Here is an 11,137-nt window from a genome sequence, read left to right as displayed (position 1 = left end):
GTTATAACGCCCCTGTTGCCCGTCCCAGGCGGTACGTGGCCAGCACCCAGTCGTAGACAGCCTCATTGTGGTTGTTCATGGCTTTTGCGCGAAGGGTTTGCGCGTCCAGCACTTCCGTGTTGGTGGACAGCCCCGCTTTGTAACGATCCTGGGCTACGCGCAGATTTTCGTCCGCCTGGTCCAAAGCCTTTTCCGATACGCTCACGCGCTCCTTAGCCTCCTTGGAGTCCAGCCAGGCCTTTCTCACCTGCAGAGCTATGCCGGAGCGCACATCCTTTTTCATGTATTCCAGGGCCATGGCTTTGCGCCTGTCCGCCCCGGCCTTTTTCAGGGAAACCCCTCCGTCGAAAAGCTCCCATTTTACGCCCAATCCCGCAGCCCATATTCCTTCATGGGCCTGGTACTTGTTTTCGGTGAACTGATAGCCGCCGCTCACCCCCACCTGAGGGAGCAAGCCGGCCTTTTTCATCTTGGCCGAATAGTTCAACGCCTCCACGCGCGTCTCGATGCTTTTTAATTCAGACCGGTTTTTCATGGCCGTCTTTGTTAATGCGTCCAGGGAGTCCTGAACCGGAAGGCGCCGAACTTCCTCCACAAAAACAGGGGCGTCCAACGGCCTGCCCAGCAAGCGGTTGTATGCGCCGCCGGCAAGGTCCCGTGCGTTTTTCGCCTTGCTAAGGCTTTGGCGGCCGTCCGCCAGAGCAACCTGGGAGGCAAGGAAATCGTTTTTGGCCGCATAGCCCTGCTCGTAAAAATCCGCCGCATCTCCCGCATGCGCCATAAGGCTGTCAACGTAGGCCTCTGCGATTTTGACAGCGTTCTGCGCGCGCAAAATCAAAATATACGCCTCCGAAACGTTCATACGCAGGTCCTGCGCAGCCGTCCCGGAGTCGGATCGGGCCGCTTCCAGCATGGCCTGCGACGCCTTGATTCCATTGTTTATTTTCCCGCTGGTGAACACGGGGATTTCCACAATCGCTCCGTATGACAGGCTTTCCTTTTCCGCCATGGGAATGTTCGGAACCTGAAAACCCGGAATATCAATATCCGTAGGAAGAGGAATGGACGGCAGCCCCCAGGGCAAATCCAGGCTGACGGAAAGGTCTTCCGCCTTAGCTATGGCCTGATCCACCATTTCCTGAGGAACCTCCATGGCCGGCGTTTCGTCCAAAACCTTGTAAGAACCGTCCACCGAAACGCGCGGCAACCTGGCGGCCTTCGTCGCCGCTAACTCTTCATGAGCCGCATTCACTTCTTCTTGAGAAGACTTTAAGCTCCAATTGTGAATGGCGGCGGCCTCCCACGCCTCTTCCAAGGTTTCCGCACTTGCCGGGGGTAAAGAGTTTAACAATATCAACAACAAACAAATTCCCAGACATTGCGATTTATTCATTCTTCGCATCTCCTGCTTGCGGCGGCCTCATTTTCCCGGTATGAAAAAATGATTTCCAGCGCCGAACTGCTGCGGTTAAACGGCAACTATCATACCAGTTTTCGAGAAACTGAATTTTGAGCATATCCATTTGAATTTCTGGAAAATTTTTTAGATAGTAAACAGAAAGGAGCCTCAGACCCAAGGCGTTTATCCGCCAGCATTTTTTACATTGCGTCAAGCCCGGATAGGCCATGGGCATAGAAGGTGGACACCAACCCAAATTCGTGGTAGCTCTTTCAGTACTCATTTCCCCATCTTTTCGGACCGTCCGGTCCGAGTCGGGACATGCCGCAGACAGCCCTTTTGGATAGCCGGGAGACAAAACCAAGGAGGCGGAACATGGCGGTTCAATTAAATGAAGTGGATAAAGTCGTTATAACCACCCTGGAAGACAACTTTGTGGATCTGTTGTCCATGGACAACAGCGAAGTGGTCACCAGAGCCATGCCCATCAAGGGGATGGTTTTTTCCAATTCCGTGCTTGCGGAGCATGGATTTGCATCCGTGGTGAACACGTTCCGGGGGGAGGAAAAGAGCTCCGTGCTCTTTGACTTTGGACTGAGCGAAGACGTGGCGGCCAGAAACGCCCAGGCCGTCAATTGCGACCTCTCTGATATACAGGTCGCCTGTCTCTCCCACGGGCACATGGACCATTTCGGCGGCATGAAAGCCATGGCCGGGCTGATCGGCGACAAAGGCCTGGACCTGGTGCTTCATCCCGAGGCCTTTCAGACCAGCCGCTTTGTCATGCCCATGCCGGAACTCAAGATCACCCTGCCGGTGCTCACCAGGGACTATGTGAAGGACTCCGGGTTCAACGCGGTGGAAAGCGCCGGCCCCATGTCTTTGGTTTCCGGCGACGTGCTTTTTCTGGGCCAGGTTCCCAGGGTGACGGATTTTGAAAAAGGATCCCCCATGTATTACGAAAAGAACGGGGAAGACCTGCTGGATCCGATAGAAGACGATACGGCCCTGGTCATGAACCTCAAAGGCAAAGGCCTGGTGGTCCTGACCGGTTGCGCCCACTCCGGGGTGATCAACACGGTCAAACACGCCATAGACGTAACCGGCGTGAGCAAGGTGCATTGCGTCATGGGCGGATTTCATCTTTCCGGCCCGGCCGGAGCGCCTTTGATCGATCCCACCATCCAGGCCATGAAGGAATTCAGCCCGGATTATGTGATCCCGACCCATTGCACGGGCAGGAACGCAGCCATGGCATTTGAAAAGGAAATGCCCCAGGCGTACATAACCAATATGGCGGGCACCGTGCTGACTTTTTCGGCATAGAGCCTGTTTGACGAGCAAAGGAAGGACTCAATAAAGACCCATGAGCGGCCCGACCCAGATTAACGTCAAGTACGATCCCGCGGAAGACCGGCTTCTGCTCCGCATGAATGCATCCACGCCCGAAGGAGCGGCGGAATACCGCCTGTGGCTTACCCGCCGATTTGTCCAGCTAATGTGGCAAGGGCTGGAAAAGGCCATGGAAGCGGATCAGCCATTCGATCCGGCGGTTCAGCAATCCCAACAGGAGGCTGTGCGCCAGTTCAAGGAGGAAGCGGCGTTGTCGTCGGCGGATTTCTCCACGCCGTATCGGAATGAGGAAAAAACGGTCACGCCTTTGGGCGAAAATCCGGTCCTGATAACCAAAATGCAAATCAAAAGGGCTGAGGATGGAAAAAAGGTCCTGATTATGCAAGGCGAGGAAGGCCCGGCGGTCACCCTGGCTTTGGCGGAAAGCATGCTTCATTCGGTCCGCAAGCTCATCGCCGACGCCGCGGAACGGGCGGGCTGGGGCTTGTCGCTCAAGCTGCTCTCCCAGGTGGACGTCACGCCTCCCGCAGAACCGCGCATGATGAATTAGAATAGTCAAGAGGGGGGAGGTTTGGGCCTTCCCCCTATTGCCATAAGCCGTGCGTCTTCCGTTCCGCGTTCCATTTACGCCTGAAATTGAGCGTTCAGTTCATTAAACTCAGCGGCCAGTTCATCCGGGATGCCCTCCGTGAGGCATTCTATCAAGCGCTCCAGGTTGAGTTCGACGAACATGTCAGAGCATTCCGATCCGAGATCCGGCTTAACCACGCTCTTTGCCAGCCCCTTGCTGTCAAATAAGGAGGGGGAGTCCACAATCCGGCTTTTGTCTATCTCGGATATTTCGCCGAGGGAATCCACAACAATGCCGATAAGCTGCTTTTTGTCGTTTTCATCCATGTATTGCACGACGACAACGCTTGAGTATGATTCATCGGCGGGTTTGGCGGCCCTGAGCTCGGAATGGATAAGGAGCACCGGAATGACATGATTATTGTACAACATTTTGCCTCGAACAATTGGATGGGCGCCCGGAATGGCTGAAACGCCTTGAAAATTGACAGCTTCTACAACGCACTGTGCGTTGACTCCCAGCCATTTGGCGCCAATATAAAACGTAGCCATTTCGACGCAGTCTTCCCCGCCGGTTCGGGCGCGGCCAATGTCCATTCCAAACTCTCTCCTCAACGCGGCTCCGGCTTTTGGCTCCTGAACTTTAGCCAAGGGAACAAAAACCAGGCCGATGATGTCGTTCCGGTAGCTGTCGCTGACTTTGTATTCGCGGTATCCGAAACTGGTGCAGGCGCCGACCGCATAGTACTGCCCACGGTATTCTAGGATGCAGGAAGTTTTTTCGCCGTTAGGCAGGGAGAATAATTCAGCTTCGATGTCCAGCTTTTCTCCGACAGTATGGGCCGGGTCAGTGGAGCTGATGATCGTTTGATTGCGATCGGCGAAGATGCCGAGACAGCCTTTGCTGATCTCGTCCCTATTGTTTCTGGGCAGGGAATCCTTGAGCATGGCTTCAAACTGCGGTTCGCTGTCAAAGACAATGCCGATTCCGCCCAGTACGCGGGAAGGATCATTGAGATCCGTGATGGACGCTCCGTAGACATAGGTATGGCGCCCGTTGTAAAGATCCGTTTTTTCATAAGGAGACACGCTGTATCGCTGGCTGTTGCGCAGCGAGAGGGTTTGTGCGACCCATTTTTCACTGAGAATTGAGTCAACGATTTCTTCTTCCGCCGGATTTGATACGGCGAGGATCCTGCCGCGGGAGTCGTAGACGAAGAGGTTTGTGTAAACGGTATAGAGCCCATTGATGTACTGCAGTATTTCGGATATTTTTCTTCTGTCCCCGGCTTCCACCTGGGGTTTGGCGAGCAGACGCCGAAAAGCCGACGTAAGAGCCCACCACCTGCAATCGTTGGCCCGTTCGTAAAGATTGCGATCCATGATATCGACTCCCAGGGCCGCCTGGAACTCCACGTCGCCGAGGATGGCCGAAACCACGGTTTCATGCAGGTTTCCGATGGACTCCTCAAACACCGCCTTTGTGCGGGATCCGGCTCGGGATATGTTCCAGAGAAGCACTTTTGACGAGGAGTCGCTTTCGCATACGTTGCCGTTCCATACGGTCCGCTCCAGCTCTGACTGTATTTGGTCAGCCTGGATGGGAATGCCGCGGAGCTCCTCGGAAAACAGCTGGGGGTCGCTCATCACGGCCTCAAGAATTGTTTCTTCCACACGCTGTTTCAGGTCCGAATCGCCGGACTGGTCAAAAGCGTGGTCAAGGGGGAGCATGACGTGCCCCAGCCAGCCAAGCCCAAAGAATCCTTCATATCCTTTGGTTTGACAGGTTTTGGCAAGATATTGACGACCGGCGAAAGGGACAATGCGGTATTCCGCGTCCAAAGCCAATTCCATTGTCGCCCCAATGGGGACGTGCCATCCATCCGAACTAGCAATGACCTTGCCTTCCTTGTCCAACAGCGTTATGACGGCCCAGTCGTCCTCGCTTTTTAAATTTTTAAAAACGCCGTCCATTTCATTTTGAAACCGGAAGCAGAGCGCCAGCACGCCAAGAGCCCGTGAGCCCGCGTCATTGTTTTGCGTCACCCGGTACGCATAAACAAGTGAATCGCCGGCATTGGGAAGAAGGTCCGTCGCACGAAAAATTTCCACGTAATCTCCGGTTGTACACAGGGCTTCGCGAATGAGAGGGTCTTTTGACTGCTCAACCTTCTGCATTTCATCCAGGCGGGCGACCACTCGGCCTTCCGTATCCAACAGCACGATGTCAAAATAGACGGAGTATTTGGCGACGTACTCCTCAAAGCGTTTCACAATAGCGGCGGTGTGCTTGCGCCGATCATGGCTGGCGCCCTCGTCCTTTGCTTTAAACAGTTTGATTTCGCTTAGAAAATCCCTGATATCATCGTCCGTTGCCAGAAAGCCGATGTCCGCCGTTCTTTCAAATAAGTTGCGGATGACGATATCAACCACAACCTGCGCTTTAGCGCTGATGTCCTGAACTGTCTTTTTAAGCGACTCCAGACCGAGCTGGCTAAGCAATTCCACGGTGAGATCCTGAAATGCCATGCGAATGCCGGTCATGTCGGTGCGGGTTCCGCCCATCTGCCCCAAAATAGTCAATAAATCCCATTGACTTCCTAACTTACCCAGTTCTTCGCGGCAGCTTTCAACGTCAGCCATACAATTGATGATGCCCTGCAGTCTTTTCGGAAGAATAACATCTTTGTAAACAAAAGTTTCCGTCATCTTTTTCTCCTAACCTGTCATTCGTCGCCAAAGTTTCAATTCAAGTTTCTTGTGCAAAACTTCAACTGACAAAGCTCTTCGCTCTAACCTCGCCGATAGGGATGACTTAACAACAAGACAACATGAGAGGTTTCGTGTTTATTAACACGGGATCATTGGGGACTTTGCTTCGGCGATACCGGGCGGAGGGCCTCCCTGATTTCCGCGGAGAAAAGATGCAATATACGCGCCAAAGGCGACTAACAAAAATGTAGAAAGCTAAGTTTCCGTATTCAGAAATGCAATTATTTGAATGAGGCGACACTATGGCGAAGAAAAAGATATTTTTCGAAATACTTATAAATATATTTTAATTTCTATGGGTTATATAGGCGATCAGCATTCCAAGGGCGTGGCGTGCTGCAAATCCACCCGTCTGTTGAGGATGAGCTGAGCCGTCTTGGCGAACTGGGCGGTGACGTCGGAAACGTGAAACACGGACTCGCCCCCTTTTGACAGGCCGTCCATCACCCGGGGGTTGTCGTCCAGGTAGCGCTTCAGGCTGACGCTCACGGCCTCGGAGGAGTCCACAATCTTCACCCGTTTGCCGATCTTGCGGGCGATGAGTTGCTTAAGGATGGGATAGTGGGTGCAGCCCAGGATCAGGGACTGGATTTGCTGCGCCTTGAGGGGGTGGAGATACTTTTTGACAATCATGCGGGTTTCCGGTTTTTTGAGCCATCCCTCCTCCACCAGGGATACCAGCAAGGGGCAGGGTTCGCTGAAAACCTTGCGTTCAGGGTCGCGCTCCTTGATCAGCCTTTCGTAAATGCCGCTGTTGATGGTCCCGCGGGTGCCGATCACGCCGATGCGTTTGGCCTTGGCAAGGGAAAGGGCCATGTCCACGGCCGGAGAAATCACCTCAAAAATCGGAACGTCGAATCGCTCCCGCAGCGTGGGAACGGCCACGGCGGAGGCCGTGTTGCAGGCGACCACGATGATCTTGGCCCCTTGATCCAACAGGAAGCGGGTGTTTTCCACGGCGTAGCGGGTCACCGTATCCTTGCTTTTGGTTCCGTAAGGCGTGCGCGCCGTGTCCCCGAAATAACAGATGTTAAGATGGGGAAAGAGTTCCATGACGGCCCTGGCCACAGTCAGGCCGCCGATTCCTGAGTCGAATATGCCGATCAATCAAGGGCTCCTTTCAGGAGTTATATTAAAAAAAAATCATGACATAAGCCGAAAAATGTATAATAGTTGCCAGGAAGCAAGTCAAGAACCGTAATTGAACCATCATTCTCTTTTTGGATGCATTGCAGGAGGTTTTATATGGATTCCGGAAACAGTTCCCGCACCATGGACCAGCGGATTTTTTCCCTGGATTTGCCGGTGGAGGCTGTCTCCCTGTATTTGTTGTGCTGCGGCCTGGTGGACGGAGGCGCCACCGTGTCCGCCAAGAACATTATCGGAATGTGGAATGGGACGCCCGACGAATTGACCAACGCTCACAAAATTCTGGAAGCAAAAAACATCGTAATAAAAATCCTGTCCGACGGTGAAGGGCACGACATGTACCGGGTCATGGATGCGGACGAATGGGAGTGATTCGCCAGCCCCATCCTTTGCTGGATCAAATCCTGTTCGGCCTTTTGGGGCCTTATCCCGTAGCGGGCATGGGCGAACCCTGGAAATCCAAAATTCAGGACACATTGGCCGCCTTGAGGGAAAAAGGCGTCGGCGCCGTACTCACCCTTACGGAGGAAGACTATCTGGGCCTGGAGTATACAGCCGCGGGATTTCTCCATCTGCACGCCCCCATTGACGATTACGAAGCCCCAGGCAGGAAAACCCTGGAACTGGCCGTGAATTTTATTGACCACTGCCTGGATCAGGGCGTGGGCGTCGCCGCCCATTGCCTGGAAGGCCGAGGCCGCACAGGAACGGTCCTGGCCGCCTGGCTGGCCCGCAAGGAAAACCTGGACGGCGAGGCCGCCATCCGGCGGGTCCGGTCCCTCCGGCCCATCACCGCCCTGTCCCCCGCGCAAAAACAATTCCTGTTGGACTATTTGGGATAAACAAGCTAATCGCCGGAAACGGCTCTCCAGAACAAATCGAAAAAACGGGGAATGGCGTCCACCAGCTTCCATTTGCGGCCGTGAAAATACCATTTGTGGATCTGGCGGTAACAGAACATGTAATACAGGTCCAGGGCCTGGGAGACCGTGACGTCGGACAGGATTTCACCCCGGGCTTTTCCGTGTTCGATAATTTGCGTGATGATATCCTTGGTGGATTCGCTGCGGTACCCCGGGGTCTGCATCCAGGTGCGCATGGGCACGGTGATGAACGCGGTGACGGCCACGCCGGGATTGTTATCATAAAAGTCAAAGGTGATCCAAAAGCTCTTCCGGATCATCTCCCGGGCGCTTTCCAATCCCTTGATATGCTCCTGCACGCCGTCGCTGATCTGGGAGATCTTGTCTTCCAGAATGGCGAAGACCATGGTCTCCTTGGACCGGTAGTAGCGATATAGGGTGCTGGAGCTCAACCCGGTGCGGCGGCTGATTTCCCGCATATTCACTTGATGGAAGTCCTGGGAGGAAAACAGGTCCAGAACCACGGGATAAAGCCGTTCTTTTATTTTTTCAGGAACCTGGGTTTCTGGCATATGGACGTCTCTAACAGGCGCATGAATCATTTTCAGAGCCTGACAATGAACGGCGATTGCGGCCGGGCGCATGCCGTCTTTGCATTAATATTCTTCAAAGCCGTTAGGATTCAGATTAATTTTAGGCAAAACTCTCCCGAGTCTATACTCGCCTGCTGCGCAGGGGATGACCGCCCGCCACTGTTTTCCTATCAGAACTTCCTCCGGAGCTATGTCGTCGCCCATACCTTGCGTCCAAACCCTTCGAGCTTTGGCCTCTAACTCTTCCAATGTATAACAATCGGTAAGATTAAGAAGCGAACCGGGAGGAAGCGAGTCTTCAGCCCCCGCAGCCTGAGGCTCCTGCCGATTAGAGGGAAAATCCTGGAAAGCGTCGCCTCCGTCATGCCGCCCCTGAACGGCCGGAGGCTTTTGCTCTGCATTTTTTGCGGCGGGAAAATCTATATCGGAATAGCTGCGAGCCTTCTTTTTTCCGTTTGAATCAAGCCCGGCAAGGGTTTGCTTCTTTTTGACCGCCCCGGTTTCATCATCTGCGCCCTGCTGCGCATCCTGGTCCGCATCCTCCGCCTGCTTCGCGGCTTTTTCGGCGGCCCATTTTTCGTGCCGGGCGCGGGCCATGGCCTTTTCACGCTCCAGCCTGGCGCTCTCGGCCTCCTCCCGGCTTGCCCTCGTCTGCTCCCTGATGATTCGGACTATGTCGTAATAGTCCTTTTCCGAAACCTGATTTCCATAAGGATCAAAATAAAAATCTTGTCCGGCGTTCGCAACAAAAACCAAACACATGCCCAGGAATAATGTAAGGGCTAAAATCTTAACCTTCATGGCGCTCCTTTCTGAACAGCTGCAACAGAATCCACGTGAAATGCGGATCGCCTATGCCGGATGGGGCTGCAAAGGCCGCCCAATCCATCTATATTTTTAATAATACGACAGATCGATATTCAATAACGTCTCAGACTAATCGCCCTTATGGCCGCCGGTTTTTTTGTCGGGATTAAGTTTGTTGTGGCTCCATTGAATATCCTTGAGATTGGGAAGGCGTTGGCCCACCCTAAAGCCTCCGTCTCCGCACGGCTCCACATTGCGCCAGACGCCGTTCATAAGGACTTTTTGAATCACGGATCTCCCGGATATATATTCCACATACATGTCTTCCGCCTGGGCGTACATTTCGCTGTATGTATAGCAGTCGAAGGTATTCAGAGCGGATTGGCCGGGCGCGGAAACGCCGGCCCCGGTACTCTGGCTTGAAATAATCTGATCCAGGGAGGAGGCTGCGGCGCCGGAATTGGCTTTGGCCGCCTGTTTTTCTGCCTGGGCGGCCTGCCGGGCCTGCTTTTTAGCCTCCTTGGCGGCCCATTTTTCCTGGCGTTTGCGCGCCTTGGCCTTTTCACGCTCCACCTGGTCCCTGCGGACTTCTTCCAGATGCGCCGCCTGCCTGGCGCGGTTGGCCTCCTGTTGCTTTTTATATTCCTGCTCGGTTATGGGGTTTCCGTTGGCGTCAAAAAACATGCTTTGGCCGGCGTAGGCGGAAAAGCAAAACGCCAGGGTTGCGAGCAGCGTTAAAACAATGAACCTTGTTTTCATGATGCACCTCCCGAACGAGAACATTTTTCGCTGAAAAACAAAGCCGGGAAAAAGCTCCCGGCTTTACAGCTTACTCACCGCTTAGGCACTGCCCCCCTTGGCCGGGGGTGTTTCGCAACTGCTGGCCGATCCAGATCAGAACCTTGTCAAACTCGGCGGCCATTTCGCTGAGGGCCTTGCCGCGGTGGCTGACTTGATTTTTTTCTTCGGACGTGGATTGGGCGAATGTTTTGCCAAAGGGTTCATAATAGAAAACCGGATCGTAGCCAAACCCGTTGTCTCCGGCCTTGGTCTCCGTGATGACGCCTTCCACCCTGCCCTCGTAGGTCAGGGCGGCGCCCGTGGGCACGGCCAGGGATATGACGCACTCAAAGGCTGCGGAGCGGTCTTCCTTGCCTTCCAACTCCTTTAAAATCAAGTCGCAACGGCCTGCGTCGTCCAGGTCCTCGCCGCCATAGCGGGCGCTGTATACGCCGGGAGCGCCGTTCAAAGCGTTCACCACCAGGCCGGAGTCGTCGGCCAGGGCGGGGAATCCCAGCATCCGCGCGGTGATGCTGGCCTTTTTGTATGCGTTGTCGTCAAAGGTTTCGCCGTCTTCCTCCACTTCCGGAATGGGGCCGAAATCGTCCAGATTCTTAATGATGACCGGGTATCCTTTCAGGATTTCCATGATTTCCCGGGTTTTTCCTTTATTGCGCGTGGCAAGAACCAAAGTCGTCTTAGGGGTGGTCATATGCTGCCTCCTTACAATGAATCTTAAAATATCTTTTTGAGTTACACTATTTAGAGCTTTTAGGCAATATTTGGCCGCAATCGAAGTCTCTCTGGCCTTATAGCCGCGAATTTTTTAACGCCCGGCGTTTTTTTTTGCG

The 11,137-nt window shown here is 53.9% G+C and carries 12 protein-coding genes; 4 read left to right on the top strand and 8 right to left on the bottom strand.

The window, feature by feature from the left end; genetic code table 11:
- Position 1 precedes the first annotated feature (1 nt).
- Both G491_RS0127320 and G491_RS35780 read right to left on the bottom strand, forming a co-directional pair.
- Entirely contained in the window at positions 2 to 1,393 is a 1,392-nt protein-coding gene (locus G491_RS0127320) for a TolC family protein (RefSeq protein WP_028316796.1), read from the bottom strand.
- Complete coding sequence (locus G491_RS35780) at positions 1,386 to 1,682, bottom strand: hypothetical protein (protein WP_157468644.1); 297 nt, start codon at positions 1,680 to 1,682, stop codon at positions 1,386 to 1,388. The genes G491_RS0127320 and G491_RS35780 overlap by 8 nt, the downstream gene beginning before the upstream one ends.
- Positions 1,683 to 1,774: 92 nt before the next feature.
- Here G491_RS35780 and G491_RS0127315 point away from each other — a divergent pair, with 92 nt between their 5' ends.
- Together G491_RS0127315 and G491_RS34760 are read left to right on the top strand one after the other, a co-directional pair.
- Positions 1,775 to 2,725 carry an MBL fold metallo-hydrolase gene (locus G491_RS0127315; protein ID WP_028316795.1) on the top strand — a complete coding sequence of 317 codons (951 nt, stop codon included), beginning with the start codon at positions 1,775 to 1,777 and terminating at the stop codon, positions 2,723 to 2,725.
- 40 nt (positions 2,726 to 2,765) lie between these two features.
- Positions 2,766 to 3,302 carry a hypothetical protein gene (locus tag G491_RS34760; protein ID WP_051327560.1) on the top strand — a complete coding sequence of 179 codons (537 nt, stop codon included), beginning with the start codon at positions 2,766 to 2,768 and terminating at the stop codon, positions 3,300 to 3,302.
- 74 nt (positions 3,303 to 3,376) lie between these two features.
- On the opposite strand, the gene G491_RS0127305 is transcribed toward G491_RS34760, so the two are convergent.
- Positions 3,377 to 6,031: a chemotaxis protein CheW gene (locus G491_RS0127305; RefSeq protein WP_028316794.1), complete on the bottom strand. Its 2,655-nt coding sequence runs from the start codon at positions 6,029 to 6,031 to the stop codon at positions 3,377 to 3,379.
- Positions 6,032 to 6,406: 375 nt separating this feature from the next.
- Complete coding sequence (gene murI, locus G491_RS0127300) at positions 6,407 to 7,201, bottom strand: glutamate racemase (protein ID WP_028316793.1); 795 nt, start codon at positions 7,199 to 7,201, stop codon at positions 6,407 to 6,409.
- A 138-nt stretch (positions 7,202 to 7,339) separates the two neighbouring features.
- Here murI and G491_RS0127295 point away from each other — a divergent pair, with 138 nt between their 5' ends.
- A complete protein-coding gene (locus G491_RS0127295; RefSeq protein WP_015949753.1) occupies positions 7,340 to 7,615 on the top strand; it encodes a hypothetical protein in 276 nt (91 codons plus the stop codon).
- Complete coding sequence (locus G491_RS34755) at positions 7,606 to 8,085, top strand: protein-tyrosine phosphatase family protein (protein WP_051327559.1); 480 nt, start codon at positions 7,606 to 7,608, stop codon at positions 8,083 to 8,085. Before G491_RS0127295 ends, G491_RS34755 begins: the two co-directional genes overlap by 10 nt.
- 5 nt (positions 8,086 to 8,090) lie before the next feature.
- Here the strand turns inward: G491_RS34755 and G491_RS0127285 are convergent, their stop codons facing one another.
- From G491_RS0127285 to G491_RS32855, 4 genes are all read right to left on the bottom strand, one after another.
- Entirely contained in the window at positions 8,091 to 8,678 is a 588-nt protein-coding gene (locus G491_RS0127285; RefSeq protein WP_028316792.1) for a TetR/AcrR family transcriptional regulator, read from the bottom strand.
- A gap of 84 nt (positions 8,679 to 8,762) precedes the next feature.
- Positions 8,763 to 9,500: a hypothetical protein gene (locus G491_RS0127280; RefSeq protein WP_028316791.1), complete on the bottom strand. Its 738-nt coding sequence runs from the start codon at positions 9,498 to 9,500 to the stop codon at positions 8,763 to 8,765.
- Between the two features lie 135 nt (positions 9,501 to 9,635).
- Complete coding sequence (locus G491_RS0127275; RefSeq protein ID WP_028316790.1) at positions 9,636 to 10,265, bottom strand: hypothetical protein; 630 nt, start codon at positions 10,263 to 10,265, stop codon at positions 9,636 to 9,638.
- Between the two features lie 70 nt (positions 10,266 to 10,335).
- On the bottom strand, positions 10,336 to 10,998 hold the full coding sequence (locus tag G491_RS32855; protein ID WP_015949748.1) for an XTP/dITP diphosphatase: 663 nt from the start codon (positions 10,996 to 10,998) through the stop codon (positions 10,336 to 10,338).
- Positions 10,999 to 11,137 lie beyond the last annotated feature (139 nt).

Origin of the sequence: Desulfatibacillum aliphaticivorans DSM 15576 (genome assembly GCF_000429905.1) — a bacterium.
Classification (GTDB): Bacteria; Desulfobacterota; Desulfobacteria; order Desulfobacterales; family Desulfatibacillaceae; genus Desulfatibacillum; species Desulfatibacillum aliphaticivorans.
This window is presented reverse-complemented; position numbering and strand designations above follow the sequence as displayed.